Source organism: Simplicispira lacusdiani, assembly GCF_003604195.1.
Classification (GTDB): domain Bacteria; phylum Pseudomonadota; class Gammaproteobacteria; order Burkholderiales; family Burkholderiaceae_C; genus Simplicispira; species Simplicispira lacusdiani.
In genome coordinates, this window is sequence record NZ_QXGR01000006.1 from 164,029 (window position 1) to 180,942 (window position 16,914).

20 protein-coding genes are annotated in these 16,914 nt (G+C 68.5%); 10 read left to right on the forward strand and 10 right to left on the reverse strand.

The annotated features are described in order from the left end of the window. Nucleotides 1-201: 201 nt before the first annotated feature. The 6 genes from D8S75_RS10275 (at nt 202) to D8S75_RS10300 (ending at nt 6,556) form a co-directional block, all read left to right on the forward strand. Nucleotides 202-1,074 (forward strand): hypothetical protein, encoded by an 873-nt coding sequence (locus D8S75_RS10275; protein ID WP_119966242.1) that lies wholly within the window; start codon nt 202-204, stop codon nt 1,072-1,074. A gap of 99 nt (nt 1,075-1,173) precedes the next feature. After that, complete coding sequence (locus tag D8S75_RS10280) at nt 1,174-2,208, forward strand: patatin-like phospholipase family protein (RefSeq protein WP_119966243.1); 1,035 nt, start codon at nt 1,174-1,176, stop codon at nt 2,206-2,208. A gap of 148 nt (nt 2,209-2,356) precedes the next feature. After that, nucleotides 2,357-3,163: a hypothetical protein gene (locus D8S75_RS10285; protein WP_119966244.1), complete on the forward strand. Its 807-nt coding sequence runs from the start codon at nt 2,357-2,359 to the stop codon at nt 3,161-3,163. A 36-nt stretch (nt 3,164-3,199) separates the two neighbouring features. Further along, on the forward strand, nt 3,200-4,141 hold the full coding sequence (locus tag D8S75_RS10290) for a sensor domain-containing diguanylate cyclase (RefSeq protein WP_119966407.1): 942 nt from the start codon (nt 3,200-3,202) through the stop codon (nt 4,139-4,141). A 101-nt stretch (nt 4,142-4,242) separates the two neighbouring features. Then, nucleotides 4,243-5,493 carry a chromate efflux transporter gene (gene chrA / locus D8S75_RS10295; RefSeq protein ID WP_119966245.1) on the forward strand — a complete coding sequence of 417 codons (1,251 nt, stop codon included), beginning with the start codon at nt 4,243-4,245 and terminating at the stop codon, nt 5,491-5,493. A gap of 106 nt (nt 5,494-5,599) precedes the next feature. Then, the gene (locus D8S75_RS10300) at nt 5,600-6,556 is read left to right on the forward strand and encodes an AEC family transporter (RefSeq protein WP_119966246.1); all 957 of its coding nucleotides are present in this window, start codon (nt 5,600-5,602) and stop codon (nt 6,554-6,556) included. Between the two features lie 6 nt (nt 6,557-6,562). Here the strand turns inward: D8S75_RS10300 and D8S75_RS10305 are convergent, their stop codons facing one another. The 5 genes from D8S75_RS10305 to D8S75_RS10325 form a co-directional block, all read right to left on the reverse strand. Further along, on the reverse strand, nt 6,563-6,964 hold the full coding sequence (locus D8S75_RS10305) for a GFA family protein (RefSeq protein WP_119966408.1): 402 nt from the start codon (nt 6,962-6,964) through the stop codon (nt 6,563-6,565). A gap of 20 nt (nt 6,965-6,984) precedes the next feature. Then, on the reverse strand, nt 6,985-7,242 hold the full coding sequence (locus tag D8S75_RS10310; RefSeq protein WP_119966247.1) for a hypothetical protein: 258 nt from the start codon (nt 7,240-7,242) through the stop codon (nt 6,985-6,987). An 18-nt stretch (nt 7,243-7,260) separates the two neighbouring features. Further along, on the reverse strand, nt 7,261-7,917 hold the full coding sequence (gene pdxH / locus D8S75_RS10315) for a pyridoxamine 5'-phosphate oxidase (RefSeq protein ID WP_198673180.1): 657 nt from the start codon (nt 7,915-7,917) through the stop codon (nt 7,261-7,263). Nucleotides 7,918-7,948: 31 nt separating this feature from the next. Then, complete coding sequence (locus D8S75_RS10320) at nt 7,949-8,467, reverse strand: superoxide dismutase family protein (RefSeq protein ID WP_119966248.1); 519 nt, start codon at nt 8,465-8,467, stop codon at nt 7,949-7,951. A gap of 123 nt (nt 8,468-8,590) precedes the next feature. Next, nucleotides 8,591-9,184, reverse strand: coding sequence for a gamma-glutamylcyclotransferase (locus D8S75_RS10325; protein ID WP_119966249.1), 594 nt, complete (start codon nt 9,182-9,184; stop codon nt 8,591-8,593). A gap of 47 nt (nt 9,185-9,231) precedes the next feature. On the opposite strand from D8S75_RS10325, the gene D8S75_RS10330 reads away from it, so the two are divergent. Together D8S75_RS10330 and D8S75_RS10335 are read left to right on the forward strand one after the other, a co-directional pair. Further along, a complete protein-coding gene (locus D8S75_RS10330; protein WP_119966250.1) occupies nt 9,232-9,729 on the forward strand; it encodes an OmpA family protein in 498 nt (165 codons plus the stop codon). 200 nt (nt 9,730-9,929) lie between these two features. Beyond that, on the forward strand, nt 9,930-10,523 hold the full coding sequence (locus D8S75_RS10335) for a lysophospholipid acyltransferase family protein (protein ID WP_119966251.1): 594 nt from the start codon (nt 9,930-9,932) through the stop codon (nt 10,521-10,523). A 206-nt stretch (nt 10,524-10,729) separates the two neighbouring features. Here D8S75_RS10335 and D8S75_RS10345 read toward each other — a convergent pair whose 3' ends face one another. Next, the gene (locus D8S75_RS10345) at nt 10,730-11,179 is read right to left on the reverse strand and encodes an Lrp/AsnC family transcriptional regulator (RefSeq protein WP_119966252.1); all 450 of its coding nucleotides are present in this window, start codon (nt 11,177-11,179) and stop codon (nt 10,730-10,732) included. 140 nt (nt 11,180-11,319) lie between these two features. Here D8S75_RS10345 and D8S75_RS10350 point away from each other — a divergent pair, with 140 nt between their 5' ends. Further along, on the forward strand, nt 11,320-12,441 hold the full coding sequence (locus D8S75_RS10350; protein ID WP_119966253.1) for a saccharopine dehydrogenase family protein: 1,122 nt from the start codon (nt 11,320-11,322) through the stop codon (nt 12,439-12,441). A 13-nt stretch (nt 12,442-12,454) separates the two neighbouring features. Here the strand turns inward: D8S75_RS10350 and D8S75_RS10355 are convergent, their stop codons facing one another. The 3 genes from D8S75_RS10355 to D8S75_RS17745 form a co-directional block, all read right to left on the reverse strand. After that, a complete protein-coding gene (locus D8S75_RS10355; RefSeq protein WP_119966254.1) occupies nt 12,455-13,153 on the reverse strand; it encodes a DUF3334 family protein in 699 nt (232 codons plus the stop codon). 111 nt (nt 13,154-13,264) lie between these two features. Further along, a complete protein-coding gene (locus tag D8S75_RS10360) occupies nt 13,265-15,094 on the reverse strand; it encodes an AMP-dependent synthetase/ligase (protein ID WP_119966255.1) in 1,830 nt (609 codons plus the stop codon). A gap of 33 nt (nt 15,095-15,127) precedes the next feature. Continuing rightward, nucleotides 15,128-15,319, reverse strand: a complete 192-nt coding sequence (locus D8S75_RS17745) for a hypothetical protein (protein ID WP_232829010.1) — start codon at nt 15,317-15,319, stop codon at nt 15,128-15,130. Nucleotides 15,320-15,322: 3 nt separating this feature from the next. Here D8S75_RS17745 and D8S75_RS10365 point away from each other — a divergent pair, with 3 nt between their 5' ends. Then, nucleotides 15,323-16,138: a tetratricopeptide repeat protein gene (locus D8S75_RS10365; RefSeq protein WP_119966256.1), complete on the forward strand. Its 816-nt coding sequence runs from the start codon at nt 15,323-15,325 to the stop codon at nt 16,136-16,138. A gap of 25 nt (nt 16,139-16,163) precedes the next feature. Here D8S75_RS10365 and D8S75_RS10370 read toward each other — a convergent pair whose 3' ends face one another. Continuing rightward, nucleotides 16,164-16,805, reverse strand: a complete 642-nt coding sequence (locus D8S75_RS10370) for a GntR family transcriptional regulator (RefSeq protein ID WP_119966257.1) — start codon at nt 16,803-16,805, stop codon at nt 16,164-16,166. Nucleotides 16,806-16,914 lie beyond the last annotated feature (109 nt).

Consider the following 16,914-nt stretch of genomic DNA (forward strand, 5'->3'; position numbering starts at 1 on the left):
TTTGCGCACCACATCCATCGCCGGGCACCCGCTCAGCGCGATGGCGGCCCCGCTCCGTCGTTGAAGCCTTGATCGGTTCATCGGCCCGGGCCGCTCCCCCAGGAGATGTTTCATGCACACCGTTCTTGCGTGTGGGCCCACGCCCATCTGGTCGCACCCCGTTCACCCCCCTTCCATGCGCACGCGCCGGGGGTGAGCACGATGGAGTTCACCAAAAAATTCTTGCGGGCCAAGAACCCTTGCGCTGACGGCTTCCGCTGGTTCAGCCGCAACGTGCAGGACGGCAGCGGCTACCAGGAGGCGCTGGACACACTGGTCAACGCCGGGCGGGTGGGCGACGCCTGCTGGCTGCTGTCGCAGTTTGGGCCGACCAATGCGGTGCTGGAGGTGGATGCACTGGAGGCAGATGCCATCGTGTTCGCTGGCACGGTGGTGGTGCGCGGCGGCATCGACGTGACCAGCGTGATCCAGGCGGGCCGCTCCATCCGGGCGGGTGGCGGGGTGCGGGCCGGGGAGTCCATCGTGGCGGGGGAAGACATTCGCGCGGCGGGTGGCATCGTCAGCCAGGGCTTGCTGCAGGCGGGCGGCGATGTGCGCGCCGACTGGGGCGTGCAGGTGGAGGGCGACATCGTCTGCGCGGGCGACCTGCGGGCCGCCTGGGATGTGGTGTGCCACGGCAAGCTGCAGCTCCAGGGCGGCGCCTTTGTCGGGCAGGATCTCATCGCCCACGGCCCGTTGGAGTGTGGCAAGGGCCTGCGCGTGGGCGGCCACCTGACCGGCGAAGCGGGCCTGCGGGCGGGGCAGGGCATCGTGGTGGGCGGCGCCATCACCGGCGGGGCGCACCTGGAGGCGGGCTGGGGCATCAAGGCGGGCGAGTGCATCCATGCCCAGGGCGCCATCAAGGCGGGCGAGAGCCTGTGCGCGGGCGGCACCATTTGCGCGGGCCCAGGCTATGGCGTGTTTGCCGGGCTGCATGTGCAGCAGGAAACCTGGGAGGCCAGCGCGCAGGTGTGGTCGCCCGAGCGCCCCGAGGGCCTGCGCAGCGGCGTGTGGCTGGGGCCGAGCGCGGTTTAAGGCGCTGCTGTGGCGTGGAACCTTGCGCCATCCGCCTACACCAACCGGCCGCCACCCGCCGCTACACTTCAAGCCCCCATGACAGTTCTATCCCCCGGCATGCGCCTTGGCGCCTTACCGCGCGCCCTGGCGTACCTTCTCGTTGCCAGCCTGGCCGCCTGCGGCGGCACCCCGCCCAGCCCGGCCCCGGCCGTCCCCGACGCCACGGGCACCACGACCTCGGCTCCCTCCATCAAGATCGGCGTCGCCTTGGGCGGCGGCGCGGCCAAGGGGTTCGCGCACATTGGCGTCATCAAGATGCTGGAGGCCAATGGCTTCGCACCCGCCGTGGTGGCGGGCACCAGCGCGGGCAGCGTGGTGGGGGCGCTGTATGCCAGCGGCATGAATGCGTTCGAGCTGCAGGAAAAGGCCGTGGCGCTGGACGAGGCCAGGATCCGCGACCTGCAGCTATCGTCCGGCGGGCTGGTGCTGGGCCAGAAGCTGGAGGACTACGTGAACGAGCAGGTGCGCCGCAAGCCGCTGGAGCAGATGGCCAAGCCCTTCGTGGCGGTGGCCACGCGGCTGGAGGACGGCGAGCGCACCGTGTTCGCGCGCGGCAACACGGGGCAGGCGGTGCGGGCGTCGAGCAGCGTGCCGGGCGCGTTCCAGCCGGTCACCATCGGCAAGTACCACTATGTGGATGGCGGCATCGTGAGCCCGGTGCCGGTGGACGCGGCGCGCCAACTGGGCGCCGACGTGGTGGTGGCGGTGGACATTTCCAACAAGGCGCGCGGCCAGACGCCCGGCAACATGCTGGGGGCGCTGAACCAGTCCATCGCCATCATGGGCCAGAAGTTGGGGCAGGCCGAACTGGCGCGGGCCGACATCATCATCCGCCCGCAGGTGCTGGACATGGGCCCGGCGGACTTCACCCAGCGCGCCAGCGCCATCGTCGAGGGTGAAAAAGCCGCCCTGGCCGTGATGCCGCAGCTACGCGAGCGCGTGGCCCGGCTGCAGGCCGAGCGCGCCCAGGCCATGCGCCTGGCGCGGCAGAAGGCGGCCGAGGCCGAGCACCAGGCCTGCCTGGACAACCGCTCGCGCCTGCAGAAGCTCGCGGGCACGGTGGGTCTGGACGGCTCCTGCGCCCAGCCCTGACGGGCGGCGGGCGCGCCGTTGCGGGGCCGGGCGGCGGCCCCGGCGCTGTCACACGCGAAATGGAAACACCTGCTAGCATCTGCCGCAGCCTTGTCGGGGGCTGGATTTTCGTTGTGAACGTACCGAAACATGCAGGAGTGACAGACCCATGCCCGACAACCAGTTCGACGCGCCGCTGTTCATCAAAGAGATTTTCGAGACGGCGGTGGACACCGCCAGCACGCCGTTTTTCTTCAACGATGGCGGCTCCCCGGTCTACCTGGGCCAGCCGCCCGCTGGCGTCGCGCCCATCGAGCCGGCGGCCACCAACCCGGCCATGGCCATGGGCAACGAATACACCGTGGCCAAGGTGCTGGGGGTCAAGCCCACGCCGCCGTATGGCGTTGAAACCCAGCTGGGCTTCGCGGCCGGGCAGGTCGATTTCGCGCCGCTGTGGGCCACGCGGGACGTGGCGGCGGCCTTTGGCATCACCCTGGTGGAGCCGGGGCAGGCGGTGCGGCTCAGCAGCCCGGTGGCCGCGCTGCAGCAGATCGAATACGAGTATGGCGTGTTCGCCGGGCATTGGTCGCCCTACCAGGGCACGGGCAACACCTTGCTCAGCGTGGTGTGCACCGACCTGGAGCACCACGACTTTCCCCATGTGTTCGCCTCCACCGACCCCACGCAGCCGCTGGTGATCTCGGTGGGCCGCTACTGGCCCGCGCTGGGCAGGATCCGGCTGGCCGACCTGTGGGTGCCGCGCGGCAGCGCGCTGTATATCCCGCCCAAGCCGGCAATCCCCGGCGCGGAGTGCATCGACCTGCACAACAACCGCAACTCGGCCCGCGCCTGCTGGGGCGACATCCGCCAGAACAGCATCGTCACGCACACGCTGTTGCAGAAGAACGGTGGTTTTTTCTACTGGTACTGGAACGCGATCGCGACAGCGCACGGCAAGCCCGACGCCATCGGGTGAACCGGCGAGCCACACAACAGCCAAGGAGGGATGGGCATGTCCTATATGGGTGAACTCGACAGCCACAACGCGGTGTACCGAACCCTGCTCGAATCGACCAAGGCCATTCCCTGGAAGATCGACTGGGCCACCAAGCGGTTCACCTATATCGGTCCGCAGATCGAGGAACTGCTCGGCTGGAGCCCGGAGAGCTGGATGAGCGTCGAGGACTGGGCCATGCGCATGCACCCCGAAGACCGCGACTACGTGGTGAACTTCTGCGTGGCGCAGTCCCAGGCCGGCGTGGACCATGAAGCCGACTACCGCGCGCTGACCAAGGACAACGGCTATGTGTGGATTCGCGACGTGGTGCATGTGGTGCGCCACGGCAGCGGCGAGCCCGAGGCGCTGGTCGGCTTCATGTTCGACATCAGCGAGCGCAAGAAGACCGAGGAGAAGCTGCTCGCGCTGCAAAAGGAGCTGGAGGCCCTGTCGTTCAAGGACGGCCTGACCAACATCGCCAACCGGCGCCGCTTCAACGCCTGCCTGGAGGTGGAATGGGACAGCGCGCGCAGCAACGGCCAGCCGCTGTCCATCCTGCTGTTCGACATCGATTTCTTCAAGCAGTACAACGACCTCTACGGCCATGTGCGGGGCGACCGCTGCCTGATCGACATCGCGCAGACGCTGAGCCTGGCGCTCGACGGCCCGCGCGATCTGGTCGCGCGCTACGGCGGCGAGGAGTTTGTCGTGCTGCTGCCGCAGGCCGACGCCGATGTGGCGCGCAAGGTCGCCGAGCGCTGCCAGCGGCTGATCCAGAAGCAGGCCATCGTGCATGCGCAATCGCCGCACGACGGGCGCATCACCGTCAGCATCGGGGCGGGCACCGTCGTTCCGTCCGAGGGCATGAAGCCCTCGGACTTCATCGAGGCCGTGGACCGGCAACTCTACGCGGCCAAGAAGAACGGCCGCAACCGGATCGAATCCACGCCTGGGTGAGCGCGCCACCGCCCGCCCAGCCACGGCGTGCGGGCGCTCCAGGGCGGGTTCCCGTCACGCCGGGCGCATACACTGCGGCGCTGTTTCCTGTCCGTTTGCTCATGTCTTCTGCACGCCCTGTTTCCACGCCTTCCGCACCCGCGCCCGCCTCGGCATGGCAGGTGTTCTGGATCTTCCTGCGCCTGGGGCTGACCTCGTTCGGCGGCCCGGTGGCGCACCTGGGCTATTTCCGCGATGAGTTCGTGCAGCGCCGCCGGTGGCTCACCGAGCACAGCTACGCCGATCTGGTGGCCCTGTGCCAGTTCCTGCCCGGCCCGGCCAGCAGCCAGGTGGGCATGGCGCTGGGGCTGCTGCGCGCGGGCATGCCCGGCGCGCTGGCGGCGTGGCTGGGGTTCACGCTGCCCTCGGCCCTGGTGCTGGCCTTGTTCGGCCTGGGGCTGGCCTCCGGCGCCATGGCGCCGGGCGCGGGCGCGCTGCACGGGCTGAAGGTGGTGGCCGTGGCCGTGGTGGCGCAGGCGGTGTGGGGCATGGCGCGCAGCCTGTGCGTGGGCCGTGCGCGGGTCACGCTGATGGCGCTGGCGGCCTGCGCGGTGCTGCTGTGGCCGAACGTGTGGGCGCAGGTGGGCGTGATGCTGGCGGCCGGCGTGGCGGGCTGGTGGCTGTTTGGCCGGGGCCAGGCGGCACGGCCCGGTGCCGTGCCTGCACCCGCCGATGAGGCGCTGCGCGTGCCCGTGCGGCGGCGCACCGGGGCAGCGCTGCTGCTGCTGTTCGCCGCGCTGCTGGTGCTGCTGCCGCTGGCCGTGCGACTGTGGCCGGGCACGCTGCTGGCCCTGTTCGATGCCTTCTACCGCGTGGGCGCGCTGGTGTTCGGCGGCGGCCATGTGATGCTGCCGCTGCTGCAGGCGGTGGTGGTGCCGCCGGGCTGGGTGTCGGCCGACGCCTTCCTGGCGGGCTACGGCGCCACGCAGGCGGTGCCAGGGCCGTTGTTCACCTTCGCGGCCTTCCTGGGCGCGGCCATGGCGCCGTGGCCGGGCGGCTGGCTGGGAGCCGTGGTGTGCCTGGTGGCCATCTTCGTGCCCTCGTTCCTGCTGGTGGCGGGCGCGCTGCCGTTCTGGGAGCGGCTGCGCCGCGATGCGAACGCGCAGGCCGCGCTGGCCGGGGTGAACGCCGCCGTGGTGGGGCTGCTGCTGGCGGCGCTGTACCAGCCGGTGTTCACCAGCGCCATCCTGGGCGCGGCGGATTTCGGGCTGGCGCTGCTGGCTTTCGTGGCGCTGGTGTTCTGGCGCGTGCCGCCCTGGGCCGTGGTGCTGGCCAGCGGCGTGGGCGGAGCCCTGCTGGCGCATGGGGTATAGGTTTTGCATAAAAATGGCCTCCAGCGCTTGATGGACAAGCGCCAGCAGCTATCAAATCAATAGTATTCAATCCCCGCCGCGCAGTGCCTTGCGGGCGATTCGCACCTTGAACTCACCTGTCTTCAACGCCCTGGTCCCGGTGATCCTGTTCATCGCCATGGGCTTCATCGTGGGGCGCCGTGGCTGGATACGCGCAGCGGCCGTGAAGGACCTGTCCAACCTGGTGTTCATGGTGCTCACGCCCGCGCTGCTGTTCCGCACCATGAGCACGGTGCATGTGCAAGACCTCGATTTCGGGCCCATCGCCATCTATTTCGCCGCGGCAGGGCTGGTGTTCGCGGCCACGCTGGCCATGACGGGCTTCTCCAGCTTGGCGGCGGCGCGGGCGCTGGCCCACACGTTCAGCAACACCATCATGATCGGCGTGCCGCTGGTGGGGCTGGCGTTCGGCCAGCAGGGGCTGGTGACGCTGTTCACGCTGATTTCGGTGCATTCGCTGATCCTGCTGACCTCGGCCACGGTGGTGTTCGAGCTGGCCGTGGCGCGCGAGCACCGCAGCCGCGCGGGCCATGCCCACCAGGCCCTGTGGCGCACGGTGCTGCAGGCGGTGCGCAACGGCATCGTGCATCCGGTGCCGCTGCCAATCATCGCAGGCCTGCTGTTCGCGCAGACCGGGCTGGTCGTGCCGCAGGTGGTCGACAAGCCGCTGCAGTTGCTGGGCCAGGCGCTGGGCCCGCTGGCGCTGCTGCTGGTGGGGGTGACGATGGCGTTCTCCACCGTGGGGGCGCATTTCCGGGCGGCGCTGCGCATCGCACTGGTGAAGAATCTCGCGCTGCCGCTGGTGCTGGCCGCGCTGGGCTGGGCCGCTGGGCTTTCCGGCCTGCCGCTGGCGGTGATGGTGGTGGCGGCCTCGCTGCCCGTGGGCGCCAATGTGTTCCTGTTCGCCCAGCGCTACGAGGTGGCGCAGGACGAGGTGACGGCCAGCGTGGCCGTGTCCACGGCGCTGGGGCTGCTCACGGTGCCGGTGGTGCTTTTGCTGGTGGCGCGGTACGTGCCGGCCTGAGCGGGTTCACAGGTGGCCGCAGAAGGCGGGGGCGCTGTCCCAGCGGTCGTGCATGCCGTCCACGTGCACGATGGCCAGCCTGGAAAGCTCTTCCTCTGAAATGCCTTCCAGGCAACCCAGGTTCACGCCGTACATCTTGCCGATGGGCGTCTCGGTGCCGATGCCGAAGGGCCGCACGCCGCAGTGCCGGCAGAAGTAGTGCTGGTTCTTGCGGCTGTTGAACAGGTATTGCGTCAGTTCCTGCTCGCCCGCCAGCAGCCGAAAACCGCCCTCGCGCGCCACGGCGGGCCAGAAGCGCGTGCGCCGGCAGATCGAGCAGTTGCAACGGTAGGTGGGTTCGCTGAGGTCCAGGTCGGCCTCGAAGCGCACCGCACCGCAGTGGCAGGAGCCTTGGTAGGTTTGCAGCATGGCCGGTCCTTTCGTGGCGGTCATCGGTGTTCGCGTGGATGGCTGTGCCGGTCCATGGCCAGCCCGACCACGGCGGCACCGAGGGAGGATGCCACCAGGCTGACCAGCACCGCGATAGGCCAGAACGGGTCCAGATGGCCCAGGTACAGCCAGTTGGCCGCCTGGAACAGCACCGGGGGCAGCAGCACCGCGACGGCCAGGGCCATGCGGCCCCGCAAGTACCGGAAAGCGGGCACGCCCACCAGCACGATCAGGGCGGCAAGCAGCAGGTAGGCCATGTGAGCCTCGGAGGGGGCTCAGGGTGCCAGCCGCTCGCGCACCCAGCCTTCGCCCTCCTGGCGGTAGCGCAGGCGGTCGTGCAGGCGGCTCTTGCGGCCTTGCCAGAATTCCCACTGGTCGGGCTTGAGGCGGTAGCCGCCCCAGTGCGGCGGGCGCGGCGGGCTGAGCATGAACTGGGCGCCGTACTTGGCGGCGTTGGCCACCAGCACGCCGCGCCCGGCGATCACCTGGCTCTGCGGGCTGGCCCAGGCGCCGATGCGCGAGTCGAGCGGGCGGCTGTGGAAGTATTCGTCGCTCTCGGCGTCGCTCACCTTCTCCACGGTGCCCTCGATGCGCACCACGCGCTCCAGCTCCAGCCAGTGGAACTGCAGCGCCGCATAGGGGTTGCCCGCCAACTGACGGCCCTTGCGGCTTTCGTAGTTGGTGAACCAGACGATGCCGCGTTCGTCGTAGCCCTTGATGAGCACGATGCGCGTGCTGGGCCGCAGGTCGCTGCCCACGGTGGCCACGGTCATGGCGTTGGGTTCGGTGACCTGCGCGTCGAGGGCTTCCTTGAGCCACTGGTCGAACTGCCGCAGCGGGTCGGCGTGCGAGGCGTCTTCGTTGAGTTCGGCGCGCTCGTAGCTCTTGCGCAGATCGGCGATGGATGTGGAGGGGCTGCTCATGCCCGCCATTGTGCCGTGGCCTTATATCGTCAACACGTTCTTAGTCGCGCTGGATGACTGCGCAAGCGAGGCGCGGGCCGGCGTTGCCAGTCGGCTGGGTGGCGTAGTCGTCGGGATCGCGGTGCACGATCAGGCCTCGGCCCACCACGTCGGTGCTGCCGCTGCCCAGGCGGATGCTGCGCGAGTCGAAGCTGAACCGCGCCACGCCCTTGGCGTCGGCCTTCAGGCTGGGCAGGTCGCCCGTGTGGTGCATGCCTTCGCCGTGGCGGCCGTGCGCCTGGCCGGCGGGATTGAAGTGACCGCCGGTGCTCAGGCCGTCGCCGCTGGAGCAGTCGCCTTTTTCATGGATGTGGAAGCCGTGCTCGGCGCCGGGCTTGAGGCCGCTGATCTGGCCGCTGACCTGCACCACGTCTCCCATCTGCGCGAAGCGCACCGTGCCCGCCACGGCGTTGCCGCGCGTGGGTTCGAGCGCGGCGCGGGCCGAGGGGCCGGACGGGTAGGCTGAGCAGCCGGCGATCGCGAGAGCGGCCAGGGCGAGCAGGGTGAACCGTGGTGTCATGGCGTGGATTCCTTGATGCAAGTTAAGAAAACCCGCACTCTAAGCCCGCTCCGGCTTTCTTGCAGCGGCGCGTTCCGGCCGCTGCGGCAATAAGTCACGTCCGGCGCATGAACGTGCAGCCGCCTAGGGTTTCCTTGGCGAGAGCCTGAGCAGTTGGCCCAGCGCCCGGTCGTGGATGCCGACCTTGCGCAAGCCGTGGTAGGTGTCGTGTGCGTAGTCGTGCGTGCTGCCATAGCGGCCGCTGGCCTGCAGGAAGATGCGGCGGTATTCGTCGGGGTGCAGTTCACCCGTGAAATTGGGGCTGCTGCGCGAGAGCGTGAAGGCCAGCGCGCGCACCGTGCCCTGCGGTGTGTGGCAGGGGAGCCAGCGCGGGTCGTACACGCCCGTGGGCATTTCGCGCTGCCACAGGTTCACCAACACCTGGCGGGCGTGGCGCTGCTCGACGCGGAACACCACGCCCCGGCAACTGCCGCCCGAGAGCATGCCGAACACCAGGCCCGGGCATTCGGGCGTGCCCCGGTTGACGCGGCTCCACATCTTGAGCGCACGGTGCCAGCCGTGCACGCGGGCGGGGCGCTGCTCGGCGAAATCGAAGTCGGGCCGCCAGATCAGCGAGGCGTAGCCGAAGACCCACAGGTCGTCCTGGCCCCCCCAATCCTGTAGCGCCCGCTCCAGCATGGGCGCGGGGTCGCGGGTGGGTGCGGTGAAAGTGCTCATAGAATCAAGGGTTTCCCCGACCCTCATTATTCACGGAGTCTTTCCCCATGTCCTTCAGCAGTTCCGACGACGACGGCCAGCAGCGCTTTGCCCTGGGTTTCCTGTTTGCCCTGATCACGCTGATCGTGGCCACCGTGGTGGGCGTGGCTGTCCACAAGAGCGGTTCCGCGCGGGCCCCCAAGACCGTGGCCGCCGCCGTGGCGGCCGAGGATGCCGCCAGCGTGCGCGTGGAAAACGGCGTGGTGAAGTTCTTCTTCGCCACGGCCAAGGCCGACCTGGCCGTGGGCGCCGCCGAAGCCCTGGCCGATGTGGTCAAGGGCGTGGCCGAGGGCAAGAAGGCCATGGTCTCGGGCTTCCATGACGCCACCGGCGATGCCGCGCAGAACGCCGAGCTGGCCAAGAGCCGCGCGCTGGCCGTGGCAGAAGCCCTCAAGGCCCTGGGCGTGGCCGAGGACCGCATCGAGCTGAAGAAGCCCGAGCAGACCGAAGGCAGCGGCAGCAACGCCGAGGCCCGCCGCGTGGAAGTGGCGCTGTCGGCCTCCTGATGCGCTGAGCCTCACTGCGCACGCACCACGGCGTTGCCGGGCACGGGCCCGCAACGCCGTTTTTCATGGGGCGCGTGGAGCAGGGTGGGGCTTGTAGTCTTGCCTTGGGTCAAGTCGGCATGGGCATGGCTTGGTACACTCGCGCCGATTTGTAGCAGGAAGTATCAAGAGCCCTTGGTGCATTCAAGCAGCGCGTTTCCATGCACCACCACACCATTTTCGATACGCCGGTCGTCAACACCCTGCTGCGCGGGCTGTCCATCGGTATCCTTCGCGCCACCGGCTGGAAGGTGGAGGGGCAGCTTCCGGCGCACGCCGCCAAAAGCGTGCTCATCGCCGCCCCGCACACCAGCAACTGGGACCTGCCCTACACGCTGATGCTGTCTTTCGTGCTGCGCCTGCGCGTGTACTGGATGGGCAAGCAAAGCATCTTCCGCTGGCCGTTCGGCCCTCTCATGCGCTGGCTGGGCGGCATCCCGGTGAACCGCAGCCAGGCCAACAACCTCGTGGCCAGCTCGGCGCAGGCCATGCGCGAGGCCGAAGGCCCCATGCAGCTCATCGTGCCGCCCGAGGGCACGCGCGGCAAGACGCGGCATTGGAAGACGGGCTTCTACTTCATCGCCCAGCAGGCCGGCGTGCCCATCGTGCTGGCCTTCGTGGACTACGAGCGCAAGGTCGGCGGCCTGGGCCCGCTGTTCGAGCCCACGGGCGACGTGGAGGCCGACATGGCCCGCATCAAGGCCTTCTACGCGCCCATCAAGGGCAAGAACGCGCACCAGTTCGATATTGGATGAAAATCGGCTCTAACGCTTTATAGGTAAGCGTTAGTAGCTATAAAAATATTGCATTTTTGCGCTCTGCGCACGACGCATGCTACTGGCCTGGCCCAGGTCAGCGGCCACCGCGCAAGGGCCGCCCCGCCGCGCTGGTGGCGTCCCCCTGCCCGCATCGCGTTGCGATGCGAGAGCGGGGGGAAGGCGCGCAGCGCCACAGGGGGGTGTTACCCCACACTCCGGCGGTCGATCTTGCGGCTGAGCACGATGCTGGTCTGCGTGCGGTGCACCCCGTCCATCTGCCCGATCTGGTCGAGCAGGGCGTCGAGCCGCTCGTGGCTGGGGCAGCGCAGGAACACCAGGTAGTCGAACTGGCCGCTCACGGCTGACACCTCCTCCACCTCGGGCATCGCGCCCAGCGCGCGCAGCACGGCCGGCGCCGTCTGCGGCAGCACGCTCAGGCTGCACCAGGCGCGCACGGCGGCGCTGTCCATGCGCGCGCCCAGGCGCACGCCGTAGCCCGCCACCACGCCCTCGCGCTCCAGCCGCGCGATGCGCGAGACCACGGTGGTGCGCGCCAGGCCCAGGCGCCGCGCCAGGGTGGCGGTGCTTTCGCGCGCGTTGGCCTGCAGCAGGCTCAGGAGCTGGCGGTCGGTGTCATCCAGGGGGTGGGTCATGGTGTGTCGTTCAATTTCGCCGGAATGACGAATATTAAAACGATATTCGTCGATTTAGATGCTACACATTGACAGCACCTCGGCCTAGCATGTCCCTGGGCCGCACGACGGCCGAAACCAACGACACGAGGAGACACACCATGACCACCCCCCGCCGTTCCATCACCATCCTGGGCGCCGGCCACATTGGCTTCGCCATGGCCCTGCTGCTTGCCCGCAGCGGCGACTACGACGTGCTCGTGGCCGACCGCGACCCGCAGCGCCTGGCCGCCGTCGCCGCGCTGGGGCTGCCCACGCAGGTGGCCGGCAACGACGACGCGCTGCGCCTGGCCGTCGAGGGCCGCTTCGCCGTGCTCAACGCGCTGCCGTTCCATTGCGCCGTGGGCGTGGCCACGCTGTGCGCCCGGGCCGGCGTGCACTATTTCGACCTGACCGAGGACGTGCGCAGCACCCAGGCCATCCGCTCGCTGGCCGAAGGCGCGCGCAGCGTGCTCATGCCGCAGTGCGGCCTGGCGCCGGGCTTCATCGGCATCGTGGGCAACGACCTGGCACGGCGCTTCGACGAGCTGCACAGCCTGCGCATGCGCGTGGGCGCGCTGCCGCGCTACCCGCAGGGCGCCCTGCGCTACAACCTGACCTGGAGCACCGAGGGGCTGATCAACGAATACTGCAACCCCTGCGAGGCGATCGTGGACGGCGCGACCACCACGGTGCCGGCGCTCGAAGGGCTGGAAACCTTCGCGCTCGACGGCGTGGAGTACGAGGCCTTCAACACCTCGGGCGGCCTGGGCACGCTCACCGAGACGCTGGCGGGCAAGGCGCGGCAGGTGGATTACAAGTCCATCCGCTACCCCGGCCACTGCGCCATCTTGAAGCTGCTGCTCAACGACCTGCGGCTGCGCGACCGGCGCGACCTGCTGAAGGAAATCTTCGAGGCCGCCATTCCGACCACCGAGCAGGACGTGATCGTGGTGTTCGCCAGCAGCACGGGCCTGCGCGGCGGGCATCTGGTGCAGGATTCGTACTCGGCCCGCATCGTGGGCACCGAGGTGGCGGGGCACCGGCTCAGCGCCATCCAGCTCACCACGGCGGCGGGCATCTGCACCGCGCTGGACCTGGTGGCGCAGGGCCGGCTGCCGCAGGCGGGTTTCGTGGGGCAGGAGCAGGTGGCGCTGGACGACTTCCTGGCCAACCGCTTTGGCTGCGTGTACGGCGCGCAGGCCCACGAGAACGCACTGGTGTGCGACGTGGGCTGCGTCTGATGGAAAAGGCTTCTTACATCCCCAGCGACCGCAGCAGGTCGTCGGTGTCGGAGGCCGCGTTGGCGGCCGCTGGCGCCGGGGCGGCGGGCGCGGCGGCCTGGGCATGGGCCTGGGCGATCAGCGCGTCGGGGTCGGGGATGTCCTGGGCCTCGAAGTCGTAGAGCTTGACGAACTCCGTCTTGTCGATGGCCAGCTCCAGATAGAAGATGTTGTTGGCGCCGGTGTAGAAGGTCACGCGCCGGGCCTCGGGCTGGTCGAGGTTGGCGTCCACGCTGAGCATCACCTGCTTGTTCAGCACCAGCATCTTGGGCTGGTTCTGGGTGATGTGGGTGTGCAGCTCGCGGTGCACCTTGCCGGTGAAGTCGCCCACCACCTGGTTCATCAGCTCGCCCATCACGTTACTGACCTCGTCCGAGGTGTAGGAGCTGGCCAGGTCGCTCTTGGACAGGCCCATGTTGAGCAGGTAGTTGGAGTACAGCTCCATGGCCGCCTGGGCCGAGAAATTGATGATGACCAGGCCCGAGAAGCCGCCGTCGAACAGCACGAAGCAGCCGATGTCGGGCTTGAGGCAGGTGCGCGTGATGCGCTGGATCATGCCGGAGTAGCGGATCTGGCTCTGCGTGGCCACGGTGAGCACCCGGGTCACCGAGTTGCACAGGCTGCTCAATAGGTCTTCGGTGCCGAAGACGACGGTTTCTTCTGGGGACTTCATGGGCCGGGCGGGGTGCTGTAAGTAAACGTATGCGTAGCATAGGGCACGGCGCCCGCGCCGGCCAGATGTTTCGGCGGGTTTGCACTCTGGCGCGCCTTTTGCGCCACGCCGTCAGCGCTTGTACATCGCTTCGATGGCCGCCGCGAAATGCGCCATGAGGTTGCTGCGCTTGAGCTTGAGCGTGGGCGTCATGAAGGTGTTCTCGATGGTCCAAGGCTCCAGCGTGAAGTACACGGCGCGCGGCACGGCGTAGCGCGCGAAGCTGGCCGTCTGCCGGGCGATGCGTTCGAGCGCCGCCTTGTGCACGGCGGGGTGGTTCAGGCTGGCTGGGTCCTTGGCGTCCAGGCCCGTCTCGCGCGCCAGGCGCAGCCATTCCTCGCGGTGCAGCACGGCCACGCAGGCGATGAACGGCAGGTTCTCGCCCACCACGAAGGCCTGCTCGAACAGCGGATCGGCCATGATGGCCAGCTCCAGGTCGGCCGGCGGCACCTTCTCACCCGTGGAGGTGACGATGATTTCCTTGATGCGGCCCCGGATGTGGATGCGCCCGTCGATGATCTCGGCCTGGTCGCCCGTGCCCAGCCAGCCATCGGTGGAGAGGATGCGGGCCGTGTCTTCCGGGCGGTTCCAGTAGCCCTTCATGACGATGGGGCCGCGCACCTGCAGTTCGCGGTTGTCGCCGATGCGCACCTCCACGCCGGGCAGGGCGCGGCCCACGCTGGCGGGGCGGTTGTCCTTGGGCGTGTTCACCGACACCACGGGTGCCGTCTCGGTCATGCCGTAGCCCTGCAGCAGCGGCAGGCCCAGGCCCAGGAAACAGCGCGCGATGGCGGGCGAGAGCGGCGCGCCGCCGCTCACGGCCACGCGCACGCGGCCGCCAAACTGCTCCAGCAGCGGGCGGGCCACCAGCGGCTCCAGCACGATCCAGGGCAGCCTAGCCCAGGCTCCGGCGGCGCGTTCCTCGTCCGCGCCGGGCGTGGGCAGGCCGTGCACCAAGCTAAAGCGCCGCCAGCCCACGGCCACCGCGGCCTCGAACAGCCGCGTCTTGAGGCGCGAGGACGCCAGCTTTTCCAGCACCTTGGCATGCACGCGCTCGTAGATGCGCGGCACGGAGATCAGCACCGTGGGGCGCACGGTGCGCAGGTCTTCCGCCAGCAGCGCCACCGAGCGCGCATAGGCGACGCAGCTGCCCGCCGCCATGGGCAGGTAGTAGCCGGCGGTGCGCTCGAAGGTGTGTGACAGTGGCAGGAAGGACAGGAACACGTCCTCCACCGTGGGCTGGATGCGCTGCAGCACGGCCTTGACGTCGGAGACCACGTTGCGGTGGGTCAGCATCACCCCCTTGGGCTTGCCGGTGGTGCCCGAGGTGTAGACGATGGCCGCCAGGTCGGCCGCGCAGGGCGGCGTCTGCATGGGCGGATGCTTCGAGGCGCGGGCCAGCCAGTCGGCCAGCGGAACCACGGGCACGGGGGCGGTGGTGTCGCCGCTGGCGCCGGGGCGGGTGAGCACCACGGCCTTGAGCTGGGGCAGCGGCGTGCCCACGGCTTGGATGCGCTGCCACTGCTCCACGTCTTCCAGCACCAGCAACGAGGCTTCGCAGTCCGAGAGGATGTAGGCGATGCTGCCCGGGTTGTCGATGGCGTGCAGCGGCACCGGCACGCAGGCATAAGCCAGCGTGGCCTGGTCGATGCTCATGGCGTCGAGCCCATTGGGCAGCAGGATGGCCACGCGCGCGCCCGTGGGCAGGCCCATGGTGGCCAGGGCGCGGGTCCAGAGGCCCACGCGCTCGCGCGCCTGTGCCCAGGTCAGGCTGGCCCAGGCCTGGGCATTGTTGTCGTAGGCGCGGTAGGCCTCGGCGTTGGGGGTGGCGGCGGCGCGGTAGGCCAGCAGCTGGGGCAGCGTGTGCACGCTGGCGAGGTCGGCGGGGGCGAAGGTCGTCATCAAGCTCAAAGGGAGGCGGCTGCAATCCCTGCATCAGGGGCGCGCGGCTTGCGCAGGAGCCTGCGCAAAGCTTTTGATCATATCCTTCGACTGCAAAGCGGCCCCCAGGCGGTCATTGACGGGAGAGAAATGGTTTGTTCCTGGTTGCGGAATAATGGTCTCGATGAAATACGTGCCAAATGCCTGTGCGCGAAAGGTGCGGGGCGTTGATTCAGCAAGGCCCATGCAATGAAGAACGAGCGCCAGGGATTTGTCAATGCGCTTCTCTTCGTGCTACTGCTGAGCCTTGCGTTCTTTGCGTGGAAAAACGCCATGCGCTACGGCAATATGGCCCATCGGAACGCGAACTACGGCCTTGCCAGCATGTGGTACCACCTTGCGGCCCATACCGGAGATGCCAATGCGCAGAACAATCTGGCGGGCTTCTATGCGCAAGGCCTGGGCGTGGCGCGCGACGATGCGGTGGCCGCGGCATGGTTTGAGAAGGCCGCGACCCAAGGGGTGTCCGCGGCCAAGTTCAACTTGTCCAATTTCTATGAAGAAGGGCGCGGAGTCCCTAGGGATATTCGCAAGGCGGTGGCATTGCTCGAAGAGGTCGCCCAGCAGGGGGACGCCGTGGCGGCTTTCAACCTGGGCCATATCCACGCCACCGGACGCGATGACTTTCCGCAGAATATGGAGCGGGCTGTTTTCTGGTACGAGAAATCGGCAAAAACCGGATACACCTCGGCCGAATACAACCTTGGCGTTCTTTATTCCACGGGTACCGGCGTGCCCCGCGATTTTTCGCTGGCCGCGCAGTGGATTTTGAAAGCGGCACAGAAAAACCACCACAAGGCGCAAATGGACTATGGGTTCATGCGGATGCTCGGTGCCGGTGTGCCGATGGACAGAGAAAACGGCCTGGAATGGCTCAAGCGCGCGGCGCAGGACCCGGCGACGCTCGTGCTGATGAAGGAAAAGTTAGTGCTCCTGTGCAGGGCGAACCCCGACGCGGCGCGGCGGGAGGCCTGTCTCAGGTGGGTGGAGCAAGGTCCGAAGTAGCGCAGCGGCGCAGGCTGCCGCACCGTCAATGGGGGCTCGCCGCCTCCAGCCCCTGCGCGAAATGCGCCTGCATGGCACGCACCGTGGCGTCGGCGTCGCGCGCCGCCAGCGCCTCCATGATCGCGCGGTGCTCGGCCAGCGAATCCTCGATGCGGCCCTGCTTGAGCAGCGAGTTGTGGCGGTTGAGTTTCATCACCTTGCGCAGGTCGGCCACCATCTGGCTGCGCCAGCGGTTGTCCGACAGCTCCAGCAGCCGCATGTGGAAGCGCTCGTTCACCGCGAAGAAGCGATCGCGCTCGGCCGTGGCGGCCTCCAGCTCGGCGTGCAGGTCTTGCAGCGAGCGCAACTGTTCGGCCGTGGCGGTGCGCGCCACCACGCCCGCGCCGTCGCTCTCCAGCAGGCTGAGCAGGTGGTAGACGTCGCGCAAGTCCTTCTCGGACATCTCGGTCACGTAGGCGCCGCGCCGTACCTTCATGGTCACCAGGCCCTCGGCGGCCAGCACCTTGAGCGCCTCCCGCAGCGGCGTGCGGCTGATGCCGAACTCCTCGGCGATCTTCAGCTCGTCGATCCAGCTCCCGGGCTCCAGTTCGCGGCGGAAGATGCGCTGGCGCAGCAGCTCGGCCACTTCTTCATAGAGTGCGCGGGGCGTGAGGGTGAGGGCAGACATGGACGGGATTGTAAGCCGCAAAGAATATTTTGAATGAATAATTATGAATGATGTAAACTTGCCGTTACACCAGGGAATGCCCTGAAGCTGTCCAATGCAACCGTCGGAG